The following is a 24478-nucleotide window of genomic DNA, read 5'->3' on the forward strand; positions in this document are numbered from 1 at the left end:
TTTTTTGTGGAAGCACCTGGTTATAATGCTATTGTTAAATATACGGGTTACTCTACAACTTTAGTTGGTACTATACCTGGAGTAGTACCGGTTCCTGCAGGAAATTCTTTTTCCAATTCATCAAGTACAGAGGTAATTTCTAAATCTACCCTATTTTGTGATCTTGCTGTTACCCAGCGCCCTAAGCGTATATTATACACTCCGCCCAGTTTATAGAAGAATCCTGCATTTGTGGGTGCCGGGCGACTTAAACAAATGGTGTTTGAGCCTTGTTTATACAATGGCTGTGGCTCTAATGTAACAGGGTTTACAATATCATACCAATCTGTGTTGGCAATACGCAAACCTGCCTCTTGCGCCAGGTTATAGATTGCTCCGTTTGCTCCCGTAATAATCACATCTATTGGGGTTGTATTTTTTGTAACTGTAAGTCCTTCAAACACTGCAATGCCATCTGCAAAACCACTGGTTCCGTTTAACAACAAATCGGCATTGATGTCGCCAAGGCCATCACCTGCCGAGCTTCCGGTATTTTTAGCTACAATCCACTTGCCATTTGCAATACTGGTAGAGCCTACTCCGTTAATCAATTTATTGGAATTTCCGCCTACATAAAAATACTGCCCTTTTGCTACCGTTCCTGCTTTTAAATCAAATTTGTAGGAACGTCTGCCTGTTGTAGCCCAGCCATTAAGTGGCACACCCGTTGGCTGATAGGCAGAGTTGGTATTATGGGTTACCACACAATATGGCGTTACAGAGAAATCAATATCCCGTGTTGCCAAAAACTGTATGTATTCGCCATTGGTAGATGGCGTACCTTCTGGCATGGCCAAAAATCCGGAAATTACAATAGCTGCCCTTGTAACCGTAGAGCTTAACACCCTGATGTCGGCTGGTTTTCGGATCCGCAAATGAGGTATGTTTTTGCCATCTGAACCTTTTGAATATTCCAGTACACCAAAGAAATTGGCCATTCCTGGTAAAGGGGTATTGGCAAAGGTTGCCGCTGCTGTAGTATGTAAGGTAAAATTACCAAAACCATCATTTACTAATTTATCGCCGCTATAAGTATCTGTTGGTGCTGGTATAGGATCAAAACCCCCTTTTACAATTACAATCTCGGTGCTTTCGTATTTATCAGGGTTAGCCAGAATGAAACTACTGGGAACCCGGTTAACCGGAATGTTTTTACCGGAAGCTACCTTTACCACTGCTGAACCATTGACCCCGGTAACCCGCAGCATTCCGTCAACTTGTTTCATCACACCGCCAACCAGGTTTACAGTCACCGAATCACCGGGAACATAGTTTGCAGCATCGGCCCCAATATCAATAGCAATGCCCCTAAGCTCGTTTAATCTCCACTTGTTTTGTACCATTAGCAGGCCAGAGGTCATGTTTTTACCGCTATGATCTGAAACAACTACGCCGGTAACACCAATTGAACCAAGCATAGACGATTGTGTAAGTGGATAATCAGCTCCTTTATAAAAGCTCCTTAAATCGTAAATGGCTATATGCGGATTTACCTCGGCACCGGGGAAATTTCCTGTTTTATCGCAACCAGCTAAGAGAAACAAAGCTGAAAACAGCAAGATAATATGGTGTATTAGCGTTTTCATCGTTATAAATATTTTAAATTATCTTAAATCTTATTTATTAAGGTTTCTGCCACCAAACCAAAGTATTCATATCGTCTCCGCCCATATTGGCTACAGCTTTACTATAGTTGGTTGGATTGGCCGATTGTACATAGACCGGGTAATTCATCCTGGCAGGCATTTTCCCTCCGTTTTTTAAGCCTTCACCTTTGGGCAATATCGGATGCCCGGTACGGCGGTATTCGAACCATTGCTGAAAATCGGTAAGAAAAAGACTATAATACTTTTGGAGATGGATGCGCTCCATTTTACTATCTCCAGTGGCCGCATTTAATGGCAGGTTATTATCCCAGGCAATACCTGCATTGGCTATATAACCGGTAAACTGTGTTCCTGAGATGTTTGTACTAAAGTTTGGCACCCAATAATTAATCGCACTTGCTATACCTGTATAATAGAAGGTCTGGGCAGAACCCGAAATCCAACCTTTGGCCGCTGCCTCTGCCAGTATAAACTGTAATTCGGCATAAGTCATAACAATACCGGTCAGCGGACTTTTCTGTATAGAAAATTCCGAGTTGCCAAACGAATAAAAATACGATTGTTTCTGTTCCTTGCTGCCGGGTTCGTAACCACTGTCTATGCCAATAAAACCACCGGTACCTGCTGCTATGCCCAGCCTGTTACGGGCGTTAGCCCCGTAAGTTGCACCAATATCTATCCGTGGATCATTCCAGTCATTCAGCTTAAGTATAAAGAAATTACACATAGAAGGTATGGTGAAGTCATTTTCACGCAAATTGATCACATAAGGGTTAGTATAAGGATCTGTAGTGGTAGTAGCGCCGGTCCATTTTAGCACTGCCGATTCTGCATTTGATGTAAACAACGGATATTTTGATGGATTTGTGTCTACCATTTCCTTGATTTTGGCAATCATGATACTGGCCACTTCCTGTTTTCCGGATAAACGCAATAGCAGACGCAGGTGCAAGCCATTACAGAACTTGCGCCAAAGCCCAATGTCGCCTTTATAAATTGGGTCACTTGCGGCATCGATGGGCACATTTCCTGTCAGCAAAGCGTTCGCTTCTTCTAACCTGGCCAGCAAAGCGGTGTAAATTTCTTTCTGACTGTCAAACACAGGTTCTACCAAACCTATTTTCCCCTGGTTGGCCTCTTTAAATGGCACATCACCATAGGTATCCGTAAGTAAAGAAAAAACCCAGGCTTCGCATACCAGTGAAATGCCCTTATAGGAATCGTTCTGATATTCGGGCCTGGAAGCGATCTCGTAAATATCCCTGAAGTTGGTGAGTTCCGGATACCAGATATTCCAGGTATAATCTGCAGTGTTTGGTCTGAAATTATATCTAAACACAGTAAAATCATCTTCACTTTGTGTTACCGTTACCTGCATCAGCTCGTTATTAAAGTTACGGTTACGCAGCATGTTGCCTGTTAAAACATTTACCAATGCCGGGGCCAGCAGCTTATCTGGTGAGGAGCTGATGATGTTTATAGGATCGGTATTTTCACGGTCAAATCCTTTATCGCAAGCAAAAAAGCCCGATACAAATGATAAAAGGGTAATGATGTATATTGTTCTTTTCATTGCTATATTAATTAATACCTATCACTAAATTAAAACCATAAGTACGGGTTGAGGGGAACTGTCCGATCTCAAATCCCTGTACAATATCAGTACCGCTCAAAGTACCAAACTCAGGATCGAACATAGGCCAGTTGGACCAGATCACGAGGTTACGCCCATACACACCTATAGTTGCCCTGGATATTTTTATTGATCTTAACAGTGATTTTGGCAGCGTATAATCAAACCTCGCTTCCCTGAATTTAATAAAGTCGGTTTTATAGGTTGCGCCTTCGCCATTAAGGGTTCCCATAGTTGTATTGTAAAACGAAGTAATATCTGTAGCTATAGTTGTATTTGGGCTATACGTTCCATCCCCGTTATCCACAACACCCTTACCGGTTATACCGCTGTAACGACCAGGTAAGGTAGCTGAAAGTTTGCCAAAATCGGCCAGGCGACCATGGGTATAGGAATGGGCCACCCCGCCTTTTTGTGCATCAAACAATACATTTAACTTAAATTGTTTATAGCTAAACTCAGTACCTATACTCGCTTTATATTTGGGAATGGTATTGCCCAGATAGACCGGAGTGCCTGACAGCAGCGGAATACCTGTAGTAGGGTTATAGACTACCTGCCCGTCCGGAGCACGTAAAAAGCCTGTACCATACATATCGCCCATGCTACCACCAACCTTTGCTATAATTTGCGCACCGCCTACTGCACTTGAACGCAACAATACGGTAGTATCGTTATTGGCTAAGGCAATGATCTTATTTTTATTGGTAGCAAAAGTCATAAAAGTCGTCCATTTAAAACTCTTGCTTTGTATGAGTGTGCCGTTCATTGCCACTTCCAAACCAGAGTTATCGATCTGCCCGGCATTAATAATCTGACGGGTATAGCCTGATGAGCGGTCGACAATACGTTCTAAAATCTGGTTTTTGGTATTTCCTGCATAAGCAGCAATATCAATACCCAAACGGTTCTTAAACAACTTAATGTCTGCACCTATTTCGTAAGCAGTAGTTTTTAGCGGTTGTAAATCAGGATTGGGTATTGTAGTTGGATTTTGTAACGAACCATTTGGGTAGGTTCCGTTAGCTGCCAAACCATATAAATAGGCAGTACGGTAAGGTATTGTACCACCGCTACCCACCTGAGAAACCGAAAGTCTTAACTTTGCAAAGCTGATGGTTTTAGGTAAACTAAAATAATCGGAGGCAATAAAGCTCAGGTTTGCAGATGGATAAAAGAAACCTGTGCTTTTCTCTCTAAATGGATTGGCCAGGGTGCTGTTCCAATCCATGCGACTGGTTACATCTAAATAAAGATAACTCTTATAGGAAGCAGAAAACAAGCCATACACACTGTTCAACGAGAAACGTGAAGTATCTGGTACATATACCAGCGGATTTTCAGCATTATCAAAGCTATAAACATTTGGCTCTATTAATCCATCAGCTCTTGTTTCTTTCTTGGAATAGCGGTTCTTAAGCATACTGCCACCAACTGTTGCGGTAATACTAAAATCCTTATTCAGTTGTTTGTTGTACTTCAATAAGAAATCACCACTGTATTCTTTAGAAACAATATCCTGGGTACGATAAGAACCAGTAGCTAAGCGTGCCGCCGTCCACGGGCGTTTTTGCACCCTGTCATCAATGGTGCGGTCTAAAGTTGCCCTTAACTGCAAGCTCAGCGCTTTGGTAAAAGCATAATTTAACTGTGCATTACCAGTTATGCCATTGCGTTTTGAACCATTGATAAACTCATACGAAATGGCGTAAGGATTTTCTGGCGATGCAGTAAAAACATCTTTAAGTTCTCTGTATTCTTTACCGTTTGTCCAATAGTTTCGCAACCAATTGATATCGGCATTTGGCACCCAAAACACATACCAGTACATTACGGATTGGTTTCCGTACCCCATTCCGGGTAAATTATCGCTTTCCCTATTCGTGTACCCTCCTTTTACAGTCAGGCTTAGTTTTGAAGTAATTTTACTGTTGGCCGAGAAGGAGATATTGTTACGTTTATAGCCTGTATTCGGAATGATCCACTCGTTATCAGCATGTGTTGCAGAAACACGGAAAGTCGTATTCTTTTTGATGTTTCCGCTAATACTGATAGAATTTGTAAAAGTTTTCCCGGTTTCAAAAAACTCCCTGATCTGGTTTTTATAAGGAACCCAGGGTGTAGCTTCTGTAGTCGCAGCCTGAGTTACCGGGTCGTACTGTACAAAAGACTGTCCGTTAAACCTTGGGCCAAAAGCCAAACTACTGGCACTGTTCAGGCCATATCCGTAGGTATCGGCACCACTTTGCCCCTGTCCATATTCATATTGTAAATCTGGCCATCGGTTAGCGCTTTCAAATGCGGCATTAGCGTTTAGGGTTATACTTACAGCGCGGCTTTTTGCACTGCCCGATTTGGTAGTGACAATGATCGCTCCATTTGCGCCGCGTTGCCCGTATAACGCTGCAGCACCGGGGCCTTTAAGCACCGTAATACTTTCAATATCTTCAGGATTAAGGTCATTAATCCCGCTTCCAAAATCAGTTGGCTGTATCCCATCCGATGGTGCAGCTGCAGATCCTCCAGTTGCAGTTCTTCTGCCACTGCCATTATTTACGACCACGCCGTCTATTACAATCAGGGCTTCGTTGTCGGCCCCTCCTGTCAGGTTGTTCTCTCCGCGCAAAATAATTTTGTTTGAACCGGCAGGTCCTCCGTTTGACCTTACCATATTTAAACCTGCAACCTTTCCCGAAAGGGCATCAATCCAGTTTCCCGCTGGTGCATTGGTAATTTGGTTGCTGTCTATTTTAGTAATGGCATAGCCTAATGCCCTTTCTTCTCTCTTTATACCCAATGCAGTAACAACCACCTCGTTCAGTTTGCTGTCGGCAAGCAGCAGCCTGATTGTAAGGTCGCGGGTATCTTTGGTTACTTTTATTTCTTTTACCTGGTATCCCAGGTAAGAAACTTCCAGTGTAGCATTCTCATCGATACCCCTGAGTGTAAATATACCCTCGCCATTTGTTGTGGCAACCTTGCTGGTTCCTTTAACCTTCACTGTAGCTCCGTACATCGGCTGGCTGTTTTCATCCAGCACACGACCCCGAACATCAATTGCCTGAAATCGGGCAGCTAATTGTTCAAATAAGTTTTTATCTTTTTGTTTGATGATGACCGTTTTGCTGTCAATAGAAAAACTCAGCGGCTGATTCCTGAAAATCTGCTCCAGCACCTCCTCAAAGTTAAGTGCTTTAATGTTGATCGTTACAGGTAATGCTTCCTTTAAAACGCTTTCGGTATAGATGAATTCGTAACCACTTTGTGCCCTTATCTCTTTAATTACTGCTTTTAAAGAAGCGTTTGTTTTAGACAGACTGATTTTTTGGGCCAGCGTGGTGGCACTCACCTGCATAAGGGATGCTATTAATATAACGGTGGTAAATCGCATAATTAGCAAAATTTTACGGGCATACCGCTCGGGCATGACCAGTTTCTTCGTATAAATTCTATACATTAGTACTTGTTTGGTTGAGCAGCATGCCTGTTGCCTCGAAAACTCCGGGCATCTGCGGTTAACGGTTAATTTTTATTGGCGTAGACCGAACATACACCAGGAGTGCTAGTAACACTTCTGGTTATTTTTTACCTGGCCCCCGGCGGCTTTAGTTATCCTTTTGTAAACATTTCTCCATTTTTGATTTTAGGGTTAATAATCTGTCCATTGTTTATCGTAGATGATTCTATTTATTTTGATACCAAAATTCTCCTGCCTTCAATCTTAAAATGCGCACCTCCGGTAGATTCCAATATTTTCAATACCTGCGAAACATTGTCAAAGCGGGATACTCCCCCTCCGAATTTCTCTGTTGGCATTTCTCCTATATAAACTACCTCTACATTATACCAGCGTTCAATCATGCGCATGATATACCGGATATCATCATTTTCAAAAAGAAACTTATTGTCCTTCCAGGCTACCGCACGCTCCGTATCTACTTCAGTAATTGAAATCGATTTTTCATTTACTGCCGACTGGTCTCCCGGCTTTAAGATTTTGGATCCTGGTTTTCCGGATACTTTTACACTGCCTTTCAAAAGTGTAGTTGTTACTTTCTCTTCATCGGGATAAGCATTCACATTGAACCACGTACCCAGTACCTCAATTTTTTGTCCCCCGCTCTCTACAATAAAGGGGCGGGTCTTATCTTCGGCTACCTGAAAATAGGCTTCCCCTTTAAGCATAACTTTACGCTCCCTTTGATTTAAGCCGGCAGCGTAGGTGAGGCTTGAAGCCGCATTCATCCATACTTTAGTTTTATCGGGTAAGGTTAAAATATAGGTCTCACCTTTAGCAGTAGTTAGGGTATTGGTTTTGCTCGGATCACCATTTCCCTCTTCAATTTCATAAACCAGCTGTCCGTTTGCCATTTTGGTTACACTGATGCCAGCTTCTTTGGCAAGCTCGCCATTTGCGGCACCGGACAATCCGATTGTTTTTCCGTTGGCCAGCGTTAATGTGGCCCCCATTTTTCCTGGCTTGATGCTGTTTACATACTCAGGTCCCGAACCAGGTTCAGACTTAGGTACCGCATTAAAAATATAAATACCAAGTATAATCAAAGCAACTGCTGCTGCTATCCCGGCAGCAATACCTGGCCATAACTTAGTGATGCTCTTTTCGGGTTTAGTATCAATGGTGTGAACCACTTTTGCAAAAGACTGGTTTAGCAAGGTAAAAAGTTCAGGTTTGCCCAGCAACTGATCAGCAAGCGGCCCTTCCAGACCATTTTCTATCAATTGCAAAAAGACGTCCTTGTCGGCACCTGACTGCAAATGTTCAAGAAATTGTCTAGCCTCTTCTTCCCCCAATTCATTGTTCAGGTATTTGTAAAAGGAGGTTTCTATCTTATCTAAATTTTCCAAGTCTTATCCATTTACAGCTAATACACTTGAAAAATGCAGAGCATCTGCTCTGAAATAGAATATTTTTTAAAGATTTTTTAAAAACACTGAAATTACGGTCAAAGTAACCGCAGCACCGAAAGATGCATGGCGTTGTTTTAAAAATTTTGTAGCCTTAACAATATGATCATTAATTGTAGAAGAAGAAATTCCCAGTTGTTTACCAACCTCTGCATAACTTTTACCTTCAATTTTGCACAATTTATAGATTTGCTTTCGCTGGCTGGGTAATTCCTCAATTGCATTGAGGATAAACTGATCATTTTCCCTATAGGCGATTCCTTCCTCAATATGTGTATACAACTCTGTATTTTCGAGACTGAGATAAGTTTTTAGCTTTTTATCCAGATTGAGCTTGCGGATAAAGTTATACACAGTGAATTTGGAAATCTGAAATAAATAAGATTTAAAGGATTGTTCGGGATCAATAAGGCCCCGCTTTTCCCAGACCTTAATGAATACATCCTGCAGGATTTCCTGGGCATCTTCAACAGATTTCACCATCTTTAAGATATTCAGGAAGATCCTGGGGCTATAGCTCTGGTAAATTTTTTCAAATGCAAGCCGGTCTCCCGATTTAAGCGCAATCAGCAGCTGAATTTCATTTGAATTACTTCCCCTTTCCTGATGCATAATGGATGTTCCCCTCTCTTTGCAAAAGAACATACCCAATATTAACTAAATTTTTCCAAATTATTAACAAACAGCCTATACATAACCCTCAACTTTCCCACTCTTTTCCAGACCAGCATTCCCCGTCCGGGTATCTCCTTAATTTCTTTGTCAGCACCAACTTAAATTTGCAGCAATAAGCAACTTAATTTTTTAGATAAAATAAATGAACATATATTTACGCAAAGTGCTGTATGGCCAAAAAATTTGCAATTATCAGCTATTACTGCCGCACACCTTGACAAAAATTTTTTATAATGATTGCAAAAAGACTGGAGGGTATCAGTGAATACTACTTCTCCCAAAAATTAAGGGAAATCGAATCCCTGAATAAAGAAGGCAAAAACATCATTAACTTAGGTATCGGCAGCCCCGATCTTCCACCACATCCCGATGTCATCAAAACATTGCAGGAAGAAGCCGCCAAACCAGGGGTACATGGCTATCAGGGCTATAAAGGCATACCTGCATTGCGACAGGCTTTTGCAGACTGGTATCAGCAGTGGTATCATGTAACCCTTCATCCTGATACAGAAATATTACCACTGCTTGGGTCCAAAGAAGGGATCATGCACATCTGTATGACTTATCTGGATGAGGGCGACGAAGCATTGATCCCCGATCCGGGTTACCCTACTTACGGCAGCGCGGTTAAACTTGCAGGTGGTAAACCTGTGAATTACATTTTACAGGAAGCGCAAAACTGGTATCCGGATCTGAAGGCATTGGCCGCAACAGATCTGAGCCGGGTGAAACTCATGTTCGTAAATTACCCAAATATGCCAACAGGCCAGCCTGTTGGCCAGGACCTATTTGAGGCTCTTGTCCGTTTTGCCAAGGAACATCACATCCTGTTGGTACATGACAATCCTTATAGTTTTATCCTGAATGATGAACCGATAAGCCTTTTGGCAGTACCAGGTGCAAAGGAAGTGGTATTGGAATTGAACTCTTTAAGCAAATCACACAATATGGCCGGCTGGCGTATTGGTGTGCTGTGCGGTGCAAAAGAACGCATTGAAGAGGTACTTAGGTTTAAGAGCAATATGGACAGCGGCATGTTTATGCCCCTGCAACTGGCCGCAGCAAAAGCTTTGAGCCTTGGTTCCGACTGGTATAGCCATATCAATGGCATTTACGCAGAAAGGAGAGCTAAAGTATACCGCATACTCGATATCCTGGGCTGTAGCTATTCGCTTAAACAGGTTGGTTTATTTGTATGGGCAAAAATTCCTGATCATTATGAAGATGCTTATGCACTTAGTGACGAAGTGCTATATGGATCGGGCGTTTTCCTTACACCTGGAGGTATATTTGGAAGCCAGGGCCTGCGGTACATCAGGATCAGCCTTTGTGGCGACCTCTCCAGGTTTGAACAGGCTGTAAACCGGATCAACAAATAACTTATACAGAACTTTATAATATTAAATAATGAAGATAGCAGTAGTCGGCCTCGGACTTATTGGAGGTTCCATGGCTTTAGTATTAAAGCAAAAAGGCTTTGCCACAAAAGTATATGGTGTAGACAATCAGGAAACACATACACAAAAGGCGCTGGAGCTTGGAATTGCAGATGAAATAACAGACCTGAATACAGCAGTAGCCAAGGCCGACCTGGTCATACTGAGTGCTCCGGTAAGTGTCTGTACCGTATTATTGCCACAGATACTGGATCAGGTAAAACACCAGATCGTACTGGATACCGGCTCTACTAAAACATCTTTGCTTGATGCGGTAAAGGGACATCCCCACAGAGGCAGGTACATTGCTACACACCCTATGTGGGGTACCGAATTCAGCGGGCCGGAAGCAGCTACGAACGATGCATTCCATGGCCGGGCTAATGTGATCTGCAATGCAGCAGAAAGCGATAAAGATGCACTGGCAACCGTTGAAAAGTTGTATACCCTGCTTGGCATGTACAATGTATATATGGAAGGAAAAGACCATGATGTCCATGTAGCTTATGTTAGCCACATTTCCCATATTACTTCTTTTGCATTGGCCAACACTGTACTGGAAAAAGAGAAAGAAGAAAATGCCATATTTGAACTGGCCAGTGCCGGTTTTGAAAGTACAGTAAGGTTGGCAAAAAGTAGCCCTGCTATGTGGATGCCCATCTTTAAACAAAACAAAGAAAACGTGCTGGATGTACTGAACGAGCACATTACCCAGCTCAGAAAATTTAAGTCCTGTATTGAAAAAGAGAACTGGGCTTACCTTACCGAATTGATGGAAAACGCGAACAAAATCAAGCATGTCCTGGATAGGGAAGAATAACTGGGGTACCCAGTTAAAAAATCTGTACCCATAAATTAATGCATTTTTGTATCTGTATACCTAACATTAAGCTGTCTAATTTTGTAAGACAATTATTAATATTATGGTCGCACAGGAAAAAGAACACAGCCCAATCAAATTTAGAGAGGTATTTTTATCAGACTTAAAATCAATCGTCAACCTGTACAGAACTCAAAAAACGATCCATAGCACTGGTCTTAACGCTGATTTTGGCCTGCCCCTGGGCATCGCCGAATTAAATTGTAAGATCATCGCTTATGCTTTTGTAAATATCAATGATGCCGGAAAAGCAGTGGTACAGGTACATACCGACAAGGAGTTGGCACAAGATCAGGTTTGCGAAACCTTAAAAAACATTTCTTTAAAGCGTTTTAAAGCGCAGTGGACCTTCGATGACAATGGTATATCAACGGAAAACCATGTTAAAAATGCCATCTCCAGGCTGGTAAACTGGCTAAACAATTGTTACCAATAATCGTACATTTATCTACATTACAGCAACAGCATGTCAAAAGAAGTATTGTACCTGAAAATTGCCGGTACGGTTGAGCAGCAGATTGCTTCCGAAACCCTCAAGGTGGGCGACAAATTGCCCTCTATCCGTACCGTACAAAAGATTTACAATGTAAGCCTGAATACCGTTAAACAAGCATTTTTAGAACTGGAAAGCAAATCGCTGATCGAATCCAGGCCTAAATCGGGCTATTATGTCAGCAATGCTTATGGCCGCAGGCTTTCCATTCCCGATACCAGCAAGCCAAAGTTGTACGATAAAGAAAAACATCCTGAAGACCTGATCACCAGGGTTTTTGATACCCTGTACTACAAAGACATCACCAAGTTTTCATTAGGTGTACCTGCCAACGGCTTATTACCTATTGCCAAATTAAACAAAGGGGTAATCAAAGCCATGCGTAACCTGGAAGGGAGTGGCACGGCCTACGAACCTGTACAGGGCAGTGTAAACTTACGGCGGAACATATCCCGCTGGTCTTTTGTTTGGGCCGGTCAGCTCACCGAGAATGATGTGGTAACTACCTCGGGTGCTATGAATGCCCTGTACAATTGCTTTATTGCCGTTACCAAACCTGGCGATACCATTGCCCTGGAAAGCCCTATATATTTTGGGATATTACAGATGGCGCGCGAGCTGGGCCTAAAAATTATTGAACTGCCTACTCATCCGGTTACCGGGATTGAAATAGATGCTTTGAAAAAAATCCTGCCCATTATTAAAGCCTGTTGCCTGGTCAGCAATTTCAACAATCCTCTCGGCAGCTGTATGCCCGATGAGCATAAAAAAGAGGTGGTCAGGCTGCTTACCCAGCATAACATACCCTTGATTGAGGATGACCTTTATGGCGATATTTTTTTCGGAACTACACGTCCGGTACCCTGCAAATACTATGATGAGGCCGGAATGGTCATGTGGTGCGGTTCCTTTTCCAAGTCCCTGGCTCCGGGCTACAGAGTAGGCTGGGTAGCTCCGGGGAAGTTCAAAGAAAAGATCATCAGGCAGAAATTGTTACAGACCATATCAACACCCCCGCTTTACCAGGAAGTAATTTCCGATTTTATGGAGCATGGGCGTTACGACCATCACCTGCGGACTTTAAGACATAAGTTATATACCAACTGCCTTCAATATCAGCGGGCAATAACAGATTACTTTCCCGAAAACACAAAGGTAACACAACCCCAGGGAGGCTTTGTATTGTGGCTGGAGCTCGATAAGAGAATAGATACCGCAATGCTCTATAACCAGGCCATCAAACAGAACATCAGTTTTGCGCCCGGCCGCATGTTTACCCAGCACAATCAGTTTAACAATTGCATGCGCTTAAATTTTGGCCTCAAATGGGATGAAAAACTGGAGTCTGACTTAAAACGGCTGGGGAAGATTGTGAAGAACGCTTTATAGTACATAGAATGTAATGAATTGGCATTGATAAAACTATACAATTCATTACATTCGCATTCATGACAAAAGTCCTGCTGGTATTTCTGCTTATCGTATATACAAGCTTTCCTTCATCCGCCCAAAACTCATTCTCCATAACAGGTACTGTTAAAGATCAAAAAGAAAGTCTGCCAGGTGCGGGGGTATATTTAAGTGGTTATAAGGTTTCAACAGTAGCCGATGCTGAAGGGAAATTCAAGATCAATAACCTGAAGCCGGGAAATTATGACCTGATGGTACAAATGGTGGGTTACCTTCCTTATTCAAAAAATGTGATTATCTCTGACAAATCTGTTCAGGTGGAGCTGATCTTAAAGGAAAGTACTACAGTTTTGAATGAGGTAGTGATCCGGGCAGACCCAAACCGGGCCAAATACATCAAACAGTTTAAAGAATTCTTTATTGGCACCACACCCAATGCTGCCCAATGTAAAATACTAAATCCCCAGGTATTAAATATTGATTATGATGTAACCAAAAGTACCTTAACCATAAAAACCTCAGAATTTTTAATTGTCGAAAACAAGGCTTTGGGTTACCGTTTAAAATATATGCTGGATAACTTTGAATACAATTCAAGGACCCGCATCATCTATTTTTCCGGACATCCATTTTTTGAAGAATTAAAAGCTTCGGGTGCAAAACTGAAAAAATACATTGATAAGCGTGAAACGGCTTATTATGGTTCTTCCCAGCACTTTTTCAGATCCCTGTATGCAGGAAATGTGAGAGAGCAGGGTTTTATCCTGAACAGGATGATAAAAATACCTAACCCTAACCGCTACCCCGACAGCATTATTCATAAAAACCTGGTCAGGTTAAAAACACCGCCAAAATCAACTGTCATTGGTAAGGGCAGCATGCTCCGGGACAGTGCAATGATCGCTTTCTGGATAAAACAACAGGACATGCCCCGATACGTAGACTACCTTGACCGTAAAGAAATTTCAGCGGCCAGCCTGGTCTCCACTTTTAACCAGAATTTAAAATTGCTGGACTGCAGCGGAGCACTGGCCATCAGTTATACCAAAGAGAAAGAAACCCTGGCTTATTCTAAAACAGGGTTCTGGGTATTCCGTCCGCTCGATATACCCGACTATGAAATATCTGTAGCCAACATAACGCAAAACACGGTACGCTTTTATGAAAACGGCAGCATATACGATTCCAGGGCCATGCTATATGAAGGTTTTTGGGCCTATGAAAAGGTAGCCGATATGGTGCCGATGGATTATGTCCCGATCCATTAAATGATCCCATCCGTTAAATTCACCAAATTCAAATGATTTCTGAAAGAAATTGAAAGCCAGTAAAGGTATTCATACTTACCTTCACCACGCTAACCATTAATCTAAATCTTAAAGATTGCATGACTACGAAAATTTTTAAAAGGATCATTGTATTTGCTGTAATTGCCCTATCGTCGGGAAATATACTTGCACAAAGCTCTTCCATTACCAGGAAAGATTTTGACCACATCAACCTTGAGTATTCCGGACTGGAAAAGGTTAATAAAGCAGTTGCTGCCGGCAACTATGACGATGCGGCCAAAGCATTACTGGCATACTACAGGGAAAAAAGTAAGGCCAGGGAACCTGATTTCAGTAATGCAGAAAAGCCTGCTGATATACGCCAGCCCATAGATAAGGTTACGCGTGAAATGGCCGACAAGGCATTGGTCCACCAGTTTCAGCCGCACAAAGGCTACGGCTATTTTGATTATGGTAAGGACATCAACTGGCAGATGTGGCCGGTAAAAGACAATGAAGTACGCTGGCAGTTGCACCGTGTAAAATGGTGGCAGGCTATGGCCCTGGTTTATCACGCTACGGGCGATGAAAAATATGCAAGAGAATGGGTATATCAGTACAGCGATTGGGCCAGAAAAACCCCATTGGGCCTGTCGCAGGATAATGATAAATTTGTGTGGCGGCCCCTTGAAGTGTCGGACAGGGTACAAAGTCTTCCCCCAACCTTCAGCTTATTTGTAAACTCGCCAGCCTTTACCCCAGCCTTTTTAATGGAATTTTTAAACAGTTACCACCAACAGGCCGATTATTTATCTACGCATTATGCCGAACAGGGAAACCACCGTTTATTTGAAGCCCAACGCAACTTGTTTGCAGGGGTATCTTTCCCTGAATTTAAAGATTCACCAAGATGGAGGCAAACCGGCATATCGGTGCTGAACACCGAGATCAAAAAACAGGTTTATGCCGATGGGATGCAGTTTGAACTTTCACCAATTTACCATGTAGCTGCCATCGATATCTTCTTAAAGGCCTATGGTTCTGCAAAACGTGTTAACCTTGAAAAAGAATTTCCGCAATCTTATGTACAAACCGTAGAAAATATGATTATGGCGCTGATCAGTATTTCACTGCCAGATTATAACACCCCTATGTTTGGAGATTCATGGATTACAGATAAAAATTTCAGAATGGCACAGTTTGCCACCTGGGCCCGGGTTTTCCCGGCAAACCAGGCCATAAAATATTTTGCTACAGATGGCAAACAAGGTAAGGCGCCTAACTTTTTATCCAAAGCATTGAGCAATGCAGGCTTTTATACGTTTAGAAGCGGATGGGATAAAAATGCAACCGTTATGGTATTAAAAGCCAGTCCTCCCGGAGAATTTCATGCCCAGCCGGATAACGGGACTTTTGAACTTTTTATAAAGGGCAGAAACTTTACCCCAGACGCCGGGGTATTTGTATATAGCGGCGACGAAGCCATCATGAAACTGCGGAACTGGTACCGTCAAACCCGCATACACAGCACGCTTACACTCGACAATCAAAATATGGTCATTACCAAAGCCCGGCAAAACAAATGGGAAACAGGAAATAACCTTGATGTGCTTACCTATACCAACCCAAGCTATCCGAATCTGGACCATCAGCGCAGTGTACTTTTCATCAACAAAAAATACTTTCTGGTCATCGATAGGGCAATAGGTGAAGCTACCGGAAACCTGGGCGTACACTGGCAGCTTAAAGAAGACAGCAACCCTGTTTTCGATAAGACAAAGAACCGGGTTTACACCACTTACAGAGATGGCAACAACCTGATGATCCAATCGTTGAATGCGGACAGGACCAGCCTCAATGAAGAAGAAGGAAAGGTATCTTATGTTTACAATAAGGAGCTGAAAAGACCTGCCTTCGTATTTGAAAAGCCTAAAAAGAATGCCGGCACACAAAATTTTGTCAGTATAGTTTATCCATACGACGGCCAGAAGGCTCCAGAGATCAGCATACGGGAAAACAAGGGCAATGATTTTGAGAAAGGCAAGCTTAATCTAACCCTTACCATTAACGGAAAACAACAGCCTGTGTTGGTTCCTTAGTTTTCCCTGATTAAAGTGGTATATCCCTTAAATGGTCTTTTGTTTATACCAAAATCAATAATATAGTAATAGGTACCCTCTGCCAGGGCATTGGCCCAACTGCTCACATAGTTCACACATTAGCCACACTTTCTTCACAAAAAGGTACCTGTTTGTGAGTTTTATGTGAAGGAGGTGTGAACCAGGTGTGAAGAATCCCTAAACTTGTGAACAGCCAGTCTCAGTCGTCAATTTGAGCTTCAACTAAAAACCATCCATATCTTACCTGCTATATGCAGGTAACGGATTCAAAATATTATTCTAATTCCAATAGTTTTTTACCAGTGTACTGGAATTTTATGGGGTTTAGACACCATTTTTTTGGAAATGATTTTTCTTTGTTGCACCTTTGTACTGCTTATAGAGAAAGATGGAGGGATTAGACCCTGCGAAGTCTTGGCAACCTGTGCTTACAAGGTGCTACATTCTACAGGAAATGCAGCTGTACTTCCTGACAGATAAGTGGATCTGTTCCCAACCAGAATCTCCAATAAGCTTTGCATGCAATAGGTTCGGCACTTGTTTAGGCCATAGCCTCTATCAACTTTAGCTTATTGCCTGCTCATATCATTATTGTTAAATGGATATCAGAAAAGAGTTAGAAAAACGTATCCTGATCATTGATGGTGCAATGGGCACCATGATACAACGTTACACCTTAACTGAAGAGGATTTCAGAGGTGAACGCTTCAAAGATCACCCCTGTGATGTAAAAGGGAACAATGACATGCTGAGCATCACACGCCCGGATGTCATTAAAGAAATCCATACTGAGTATTTAAAAGCCGGTACGGACATTATTGAAACCAATACTTTCAGTACCCAGCGCATTTCCCTGGCCGACTACCAGATGGAACCGCTTGCGTATGAGATGAGTTTTGAAGGGGCAAAAATTGCCAAAGAGGCGGTAAACGAATTTATGGCCGCCAATCCCGACCGCAAGTGTTTTGTGGCCGGAGCAGTGGGCCCAACCAACAGAACACTCTCCATTTCACCTGACGTAAATGATCCGGGTTTCAGGGCCATTACCTTTGATGAACTGGTTGAAGCTTACGACGAACAGGTACGCGGATTGGTAGATGGAGGTGCAGATTTGCTCCTTATTGAAACCATTTTTGATACGCTGAATGCCAAAGCTGCCATATTTTCAATTAAGAAATATGAAGCCGAAATTGGCCGTAAAATAGAGATCATGATCTCTGGTACCATTACTGATGCATCGGGAAGAACTTTATCTGGCCAAACGGCCGAAGCTTTCCTGAACTCTGTAATGCATGCCAATCCACTGAGCATTGGCTTTAACTGTGCCCTGGGCGCCAAAGACATGAGACCCCATATTGAAGAACTTTCTGCCAAAGCAGGATGTTATGTTTCGGCTTATCCGAATGCAGGTTTGCCCAATGAATTTGGTGCTTATGACGAAATGCCACATGAAACGGCCCACCTGGTGGAAGATTTCATCCAGCATGGTTTTGTAAACATTGTAGGTGGCTGCTGTGGTACCACACCAGAGCACATTGGTTGCATTGCCAAAAAAGCGAAAAATGTAGCACCCCGCAAAATACCGCATATTGAACCTTACCTGCGCTTAAGCGGGCTGGAGCCGGTAACCATTACGCCGGAAAGCATTTTTGTAAACATCGGGGAAAGGACCAACATTACCGGATCACCTAAATTCAGCAAGCTGATTTTGGGCGGCGATTTTGAAGCAGCACTGGCTGTAGCCCGTCAGCAGGTAGAAGGTGGTGCGCAGGTGATCGATGTGAACATGGATGAAGGGATGATCGATTCGGAAGCTTCGATGACAAAGTTCCTGAACCTGATCGCTTCTGAACCAGACATTTCCAAACTGCCCATCATGGTCGACTCGTCTAAATGGACAGTAATTGAAGCTGGCTTAAAATGCCTGCAGGGCAAAGGGATTGTCAACTCCATTTCACTGAAAGAAGGAGAAGATAAATTCAGGGAAAGTGCCCGTAAGATCATGACTTATGGCGCTGCTGTAGTGGTAATGGCTTTTGATGAGCTTGGCCAGGCAGATAATTTTGAAAGAAGAAAAGAGATCTGTAAAAGATCTTATGACATACTGGTCGATGAAATTGGCTTTCCGGCACAGGATATCATTTTTGACCCGAACATCCTTACCGTAGCTACAGGTTTGGAAGAACACAATAATTATGCGGTCGATTTTATCAATGCCACCCGCTGGATTAAAGAAAACCTGCCTTATGCAAAAGTAAGTGGCGGGGTTTCTAATATTTCCTTCTCTTTCAGGGGTAACAATACCGTAAGGGAAGCCATGCATTCGGCATTTTTATACCATGCCATAAAGGCAGGCCTGGACATGGGGATTGTAAATGCAGGAATGCTGGAAGTTTATCAGGAAATTCCACCGGAGCTTTTGGTGCTGGTTGAGGATGTATTGCTGAACCGCAGAGATGACGCAACAGAGCGCCTGGTTGAATTTGCAGACACCATCAAATCTAAAGGAAAAGAGATTGTAAGAGATGAGGAATGGCGCAAAACAAGTGTAGAAGAACGCTTGTCGCATGCTTTGGTTAAAGGAATCATAGAATACCTGGATGCCGATGTAGAAGAAGCGCGCCAGAAATACGCCAGACCAATAGAGGTAATTGAAGGGCCGCTGATGGATGGGATGAACATCGTAGGCGATCTGTTTGGTGCCGGAAAAATGTTTTTACCGCAGGTGGTAAAATCTGCCCGTGTAATGAAAAAAGCGGTGGCTTACCTGCTGCCCTTTATCGAACAGGAAAAACTGGACAACCCGGATCAGGATCAGAATTCATCTGCCGGAAAAATATTGATGGCCACTGTAAAAGGTGATGTACACGATATCGGAAAGAACATCGTAGGTGTAGTACTGGCCTGCAACAACTTCGAGATCGTAGATATGGGCGTGATGGTGCCCGCACAGGACATTATCAAAAAAGCCAAAGAGATCAATGCAGATATCATTGGATTGAGTGGTCTGATTACTCCTTCGCTGGATGAAATGGTACATTTTGCCAAAGAAATGGAACGTGAAGGTTTTACTATTCCCCTGATGATAGGTGGGGCTACAACTTCCCGGATCCATGCTGCTGTAAAAGTTGCGCCGAACTATTCGGGCCCGGCCATACACGTACTGGATGCTTCCAGAAGTGTAACAGTAGCCAGCACATTAATGAACAAGGATACCCGTGATGAATATATTGCAGGTATCCGCGCGGAATATGACAAGGCCCGTGAAGCGCACCTGAACAAACGTTCTGACAAGCGTTTTAAAACAATTGAAGAAGCCCGCAAAGACAATTTTAAAATCGACACCAGCCTGGTAGCCCCTGCCCCGACCTTTACAGGGACAAAGGTATTTGACAATTATCCGCTGGAAAAACTGGTGCCTTATATAGACTGGACACCTTTCTTTCAAACCTGGGAGCTTCGTGGTTCTTATCCAAGGATCCTGGAAGACAAGGTGGTTGGTGATGAAGCAAAGAAACTGTTTCATGATGCTAAGGTATTGTTAAAAAGGATTGTAGAGGAGAAGCTATTAACTGCCAGGGCAGTGATCGGCTTCTGGCCGGCAAATGCAGTTGGTGATGACATCGTTTTAGCTGTTGAAGGAAAAGAAGTGGTGATCCATACGCTTCGCCAGCAGGCAGAAAAAACGGCTGATCAGCCTTATTATGCCTTGTCTGACTTTATAGCGCAAAAGGAAACCGGCATACCTGATTATTTTGGCGGATTTGCCCTTACAACCGGCATCGGCTGTGATGAGCTGGTTGCTGAGTTTGAAGCGGTTTACGATGATTACAACAGCATTATGGCCAAAGCTTTGGCCGACAGGCTGGCAGAAGCTTTTGCAGAACGCATGCACGAGCTGGTCCGTAAAGAGTATTGGGGATATGCAAAGGATGAACACCTGGACAATGAAGCACTGATTAAGGAAGAATATTCCGGCATACGCCCTGCACCAGGCTATCCCGCCTGTCCGGAGCATACTGAAAAAGGCACTTTATTTGAACTGCTGGATGCAGAAGCCAGAATTGGGCTTAGCCTTACGGAAAGTTACGCCATGTACCCTACTGCAGCGGTAAGTGGATTTTACTTTGCACATCCGCAATCCAGATACTTTGGTTTAGGTAAGATCACCAAAGACCAGGTAGAAGACTATGCAGTAAGGAAAAACATGCCACTGGAAGAAGTAGAAAGATGGCTGAGCCCAAATTTAGCTTATTAACAACCATACGAACGACGATTCATGAAAATTATAGATCATATAAATAACGCCAAAGGAAAAACCTTATTCTCATTTGAACTGTTGCCACCCATTAAAGGGCAAAGCATTAAAGGAATATTTGATGCCATAGATCCATTAATGGAATTTAATCCGCCTTTTATTGATGTAACTTATCTTCGCGAAGATTACATTTATAAGCAACATGCCAATGGCCTCCTGGAAAAGGTGGCCTATCGCAAACGCCCGAGTACGGTAGCCACCTGTGCTGCAATTATGAACAGGTACAAAGTGGATGCTGTACCACATTTGATTTGCGGTGGTTTTACAAAAGATGAGACAGAAAATGCACTGATCGACCTGCAGTTTTTGGGTATAGATAATGTACTGGTTTTAAGGGGTGATGCACGTAAAAGCGATAGTTCTTTCATTCCAACACCAAATGGCCATGCTTACGCTTCGGAACTGCTGCAACATGTGGTAGACATGAACAACGGCAAATACCTGCATGACGACATGGAAAGTGCAGAAAAAACAGACTTTTGCATTGGTGTGGCGGGTTATCCGGAAAAACATTTTGAATCACCAAACCTGGATACAGATTTCAAATACCTGAAACACAAAGTAGATACCGGGGCTGATTTTATTGTGACCCAAATGTTCTTCGACAATAAGAAATATAAAGCTTTTGTGGATAAATGCAGAGAAAATGGCATCCATGTACCCATCATACCGGGGTTAAAACCAATTACCAGCAGCAAACAGCTGATCAGCCTGCCTAAAATATTTCACCTGGATATTCCAATAGAACTGAGCGAAGCGGTACATGGCTGTAAATCAGAGAAGGAAGTTAAAGAAGTTGGTATTGAATGGATGATCAATCAGTGCAATGAGCTGAAGGCAATGGGTGCGCCGGTGCTGCATTTCTATACGATGGGCAATCCGGAACCGACCAAAAAGATTGCGCAGGCGGTATTTTAGGGTTTAAAAACCCGGGGTATCTGTGTTTTCTGAAATACTCTTTGTATCTTCATATAACATTAAGACTTATATTTATATGAACAGACTGATGCTATTGTTGCTGGTTGCTGTAGGTTCTTTAACGGCCTGCACAACGATGAAACCCGGATCTATTGGTAATGGTGGCCTCTCCCAACTGGGTGGCACCTGGGAACTTAACTATATATCAGGACCAAGAATAGCCTTTAATGGATTATACCCGGGCAAGAAGCCGTTTATTAAATTTGATATTGCAGACAAAAGGTTTAGCGGGAATACCAGCTGTAATTCTTTTTCCGGACAACTGGTTGCAGATGACACAACCATCAATTTTACACAGCCTTTTGTTATGACAAAAATGGCCTGTCCTGGCGAAGGAGAGACCATTTTTGTGGAAATGCTAAAAAAGGCAAGTACTTATGCGATAACGAGCGACAGTACCCTGAATTTTATGATGGGCGACATTGCCATTATGCGTTTCCATAAGAAGTAAGCAGGTACTTTTTAAAGGATTCAAAACCGGTATCCATTGCTGTAGCCAGTTTTGGTTTGGCAGCCAGGCTCTTTACCTGCTCAGGGATTTCAATATCGGCCTTTATTTCTTCAGGAAAAACATCCGGAAATTTGCAGGCATGGGCGGTAGACAGGAAAACACCTGCAAATTCCTGATCTGAAGTATCCATTCTGTATTGCTGCAAAGCCAGCCAGGCAATGGCAGTATGCGGACAGGCGATGTAATCAAATTCATTATAAATGGCCTTGATGGCCTCCAGGGTCTCATCATCGGTAAAGCGATAACCTTTCATCACCTTTTCCAAGGCGGCTTTATCGTTATTGAACAGGTCCATGATCCTCACCCAATTGCTCGGTGCGCCTACATCCATGGCATTGGAGTAGGTTTGAACGGATGGTCTGGTCTCGTATATCCCGCTTTCCAGGAAGCGCGGAACGGTATCGTTTACGTTGGTAGCGGCCACAAATCGTTTTACGGGCAGGCCCATTTTATAGGCCAGTAAACCAGCGGCAATGTTGCCAAAGTTTCCGCTTGGCACTACAAATACCAGGTCTTTTTTTCCCTGCCTGCGCAATTGTGCATAGGCATTGAAGTAATAGAAGGTTTGCGGGATCAGCCTTGAGATGTTGATGGAATTGGCTGAAGTAAGGCGCAGTTTTTTATTGAGCTCTTCATCTGCAAAGGCCTGTTTTACCAGGTGCTGGCAGTCGTCAAATGTTCCCTCCACTTCTATGGCATGAATGTTCTGGCCATTGGTACAAAGCTGTAGTTCCTGGATGTCGCTCACTTTTCCTTTCGGATAAAGAATGGTAACACGGGTATTGGCCACACCCAAAAAACCGAGTGCTACCGCACCACCCGTATCGCCTGAGGTGGCGACCAGCACGTCTAAAGTTTTTTCATTTTCTTTCAGAAAGTAGCCCATGATCCGGCTCATGAACCTTGCCCCAAAATCTTTGAAGGCAAGAGATGGGCCATGAAACAACTCCAGTACAAAATCATTGCCGGCCAGGTTCACAACGGGAGCATCAAAGTTGATGGCATCGTCGATGATGGCCTTAAGATCGCCGGCCGGTATGGCATCCTGCAACAGCACTGAGGCAACTTTAAAGGCAATCTGTGGCAGGGAATACTGCTCAATATGGTCTATGAATTCTTTATCAAGCACAGGGATATCGACCGGCATATACAAGCCTTTATCTAAAGGCATGCTATTGAAAACCGCTGTTGGAAAATCTACGCTCAGGTTATGGTTATTGGTACTGTATAATTTCATTGTTTTTATGGCTAATCTAATACTACCGGTCCTTTTTTGTTCACTTCAGAGACGAAAGCCAGGCTGTTGATGGAAAGGCTTTTTAAATGCTGCTGTAAGTTTTGAGTAATTTTTTTTGCGGTCTCTTCATCCCTTGTAAGGGCAAATACAGAAGGGCCTGATCCGGAAATTCCGAAACCAATAGCACCTGTTTCCATCGCCATTGCCCTTAAAACATAAAAATCAGGGATAAGGATAGCCCTTGTGGGCTCTACCAGCACATCGGTCATACTCCGGCCAATCAGTTCATAATCGTTCATGAACAAACCACTTACCAGACCGGCCACATTGCCCCACTGGGTTACCGCATCTTTTAAATATACCTTAGAGCGGATCATCTGCCTGGCATCTTTGGTAGGTACATCTACTTCAGGATAAACAATTGCAGCATATAAATCGGCCGGAAAAGGTAAACTGATGATGTCTAAAGGGCTGTAACTTCTGATCAGTACAAAACCACCCATCAATGCCGGGGCAACATTATCGGCATGGCCATAACCACAGGCCAGTTCTTCGCCCTTCATGGCAAAAGGGATCAGTTCTTTATTGCTGAGCTGGTTATCGAACAGGGTATTGATGGCAAACAGGCCTGCTACGGTACTGGCAGAGCTTGAACCCAGGCCACTGCCTATAGGCATCTTTTTATGCAATTCTATTTCAATACCTGCATTGGGCTGGCCAATATGCTGCAGGTAATGTTTGGCAATGGCACTAACCGTATTTTTATCAGGGTCTAAGGGCAAACGGCCTTCATCTCCGGTGATTTTTAACAAGGAAACACCGGGTTTATCGGTAAGACGCATGATCACCTCATCACCGGGTTCATTTACGGCAAAGCCTAGTACGTCAAAGCCACAGACCACATTGGCTACTGTAGCCGGAGCGAAAACTTTTATTGATCTTTTCAT

At 43.1% G+C, this 24478-nt stretch carries 16 protein-coding genes and 1 riboswitch; of the genes, 9 read left to right on the forward strand and 7 right to left on the reverse strand.

Annotated elements, in window-relative coordinates; translation table 11 throughout:
- Positions 1-47 precede the first annotated feature (47 nt).
- The 5 genes from HDC92_RS11770 to HDC92_RS11790 all read right to left on the reverse strand — a co-directional run bounded on the left by HDC92_RS11770 (position 48) and on the right by HDC92_RS11790 (position 8850).
- The gene (locus tag HDC92_RS11770) at positions 48-1625 is read right to left on the reverse strand and encodes a DUF5689 domain-containing protein (RefSeq protein WP_015809587.1); all 1578 of its coding nucleotides are present in this window, start codon (positions 1623-1625) and stop codon (positions 48-50) included.
- 37 nt (positions 1626-1662) lie between these two features.
- The gene (locus tag HDC92_RS11775; RefSeq protein WP_183874675.1) at positions 1663-3219 is read right to left on the reverse strand and encodes a SusD/RagB family nutrient-binding outer membrane lipoprotein; all 1557 of its coding nucleotides are present in this window, start codon (positions 3217-3219) and stop codon (positions 1663-1665) included.
- Between the two features lie 7 nt (positions 3220-3226).
- A complete protein-coding gene (locus tag HDC92_RS11780) occupies positions 3227-6736 on the reverse strand; it encodes a SusC/RagA family TonB-linked outer membrane protein (RefSeq protein ID WP_183874677.1) in 3510 nt (1169 codons plus the stop codon).
- Positions 6737-6966: 230 nt separating this feature from the next.
- Entirely contained in the window at positions 6967-8145 is a 1179-nt protein-coding gene (locus tag HDC92_RS11785; protein ID WP_183874679.1) for a FecR family protein, read from the reverse strand.
- Positions 8146-8211: 66 nt separating this feature from the next.
- Positions 8212-8850, reverse strand: coding sequence for an RNA polymerase sigma factor (locus HDC92_RS11790; RefSeq protein WP_183874681.1), 639 nt, complete (start codon positions 8848-8850; stop codon positions 8212-8214).
- Positions 8851-9113: 263 nt separating this feature from the next.
- Here HDC92_RS11790 and HDC92_RS11795 point away from each other — a divergent pair, with 263 nt between their 5' ends.
- The 9 genes from HDC92_RS11795 (at position 9114) to HDC92_RS11835 (ending at position 22234) form a co-directional block, all read left to right on the forward strand.
- A complete protein-coding gene (locus HDC92_RS11795; RefSeq protein ID WP_183874683.1) occupies positions 9114-10259 on the forward strand; it encodes a pyridoxal phosphate-dependent aminotransferase in 1146 nt (381 codons plus the stop codon).
- Between the two features lie 28 nt (positions 10260-10287).
- The gene (locus HDC92_RS11800; RefSeq protein ID WP_183874685.1) at positions 10288-11136 is read left to right on the forward strand and encodes a prephenate dehydrogenase; all 849 of its coding nucleotides are present in this window, start codon (positions 10288-10290) and stop codon (positions 11134-11136) included.
- A 103-nt stretch (positions 11137-11239) separates the two neighbouring features.
- Positions 11240-11632, forward strand: a complete 393-nt coding sequence (locus HDC92_RS11805) for a hypothetical protein (RefSeq protein WP_183874687.1) — start codon at positions 11240-11242, stop codon at positions 11630-11632.
- A gap of 30 nt (positions 11633-11662) precedes the next feature.
- On the forward strand, positions 11663-13078 hold the full coding sequence (locus HDC92_RS11810) for a PLP-dependent aminotransferase family protein (protein ID WP_183874689.1): 1416 nt from the start codon (positions 11663-11665) through the stop codon (positions 13076-13078).
- A 59-nt stretch (positions 13079-13137) separates the two neighbouring features.
- Positions 13138-14367, forward strand: a complete 1230-nt coding sequence (locus HDC92_RS11815; protein ID WP_183874691.1) for a carboxypeptidase-like regulatory domain-containing protein — start codon at positions 13138-13140, stop codon at positions 14365-14367.
- Positions 14368-14486: 119 nt separating this feature from the next.
- Positions 14487-16466: a heparin-sulfate lyase HepC gene (gene hepC / locus HDC92_RS11820; protein WP_183874693.1), complete on the forward strand. Its 1980-nt coding sequence runs from the start codon at positions 14487-14489 to the stop codon at positions 16464-16466.
- Between the two features lie 394 nt (positions 16467-16860).
- Positions 16861-16970: riboswitch (SAM riboswitch) on the forward strand.
- Between the two features lie 115 nt (positions 16971-17085).
- Positions 17086-20745, forward strand: a complete 3660-nt coding sequence (gene metH, locus HDC92_RS11825) for a methionine synthase (RefSeq protein ID WP_183874695.1) — start codon at positions 17086-17088, stop codon at positions 20743-20745.
- 21 nt (positions 20746-20766) lie between these two features.
- Positions 20767-21723: a methylenetetrahydrofolate reductase [NAD(P)H] gene (gene metF / locus HDC92_RS11830; RefSeq protein ID WP_183874697.1), complete on the forward strand. Its 957-nt coding sequence runs from the start codon at positions 20767-20769 to the stop codon at positions 21721-21723.
- Between the two features lie 76 nt (positions 21724-21799).
- Positions 21800-22234, forward strand: coding sequence for an META domain-containing protein (locus HDC92_RS11835; RefSeq protein WP_015809601.1), 435 nt, complete (start codon positions 21800-21802; stop codon positions 22232-22234).
- Here the strand turns inward: HDC92_RS11835 and thrC are convergent.
- Both thrC and HDC92_RS11845 read right to left on the reverse strand, forming a co-directional pair.
- Positions 22212-23531, reverse strand: a complete 1320-nt coding sequence (gene thrC, locus HDC92_RS11840; protein ID WP_183874699.1) for a threonine synthase — start codon at positions 23529-23531, stop codon at positions 22212-22214. The two genes, HDC92_RS11835 and thrC, sit on opposite strands and share 23 nt — an antisense overlap.
- 11 nt (positions 23532-23542) lie before the next feature.
- Positions 23543-24478 (reverse strand): homoserine kinase, encoded by a 936-nt coding sequence (locus tag HDC92_RS11845; RefSeq protein ID WP_183874701.1) that lies wholly within the window; start codon positions 24476-24478, stop codon positions 23543-23545.

The organism is Pedobacter sp. AK017, assembly GCF_014200825.1.
GTDB lineage: Bacteria > Bacteroidota > Bacteroidia > Sphingobacteriales > Sphingobacteriaceae > Pedobacter > Pedobacter heparinus.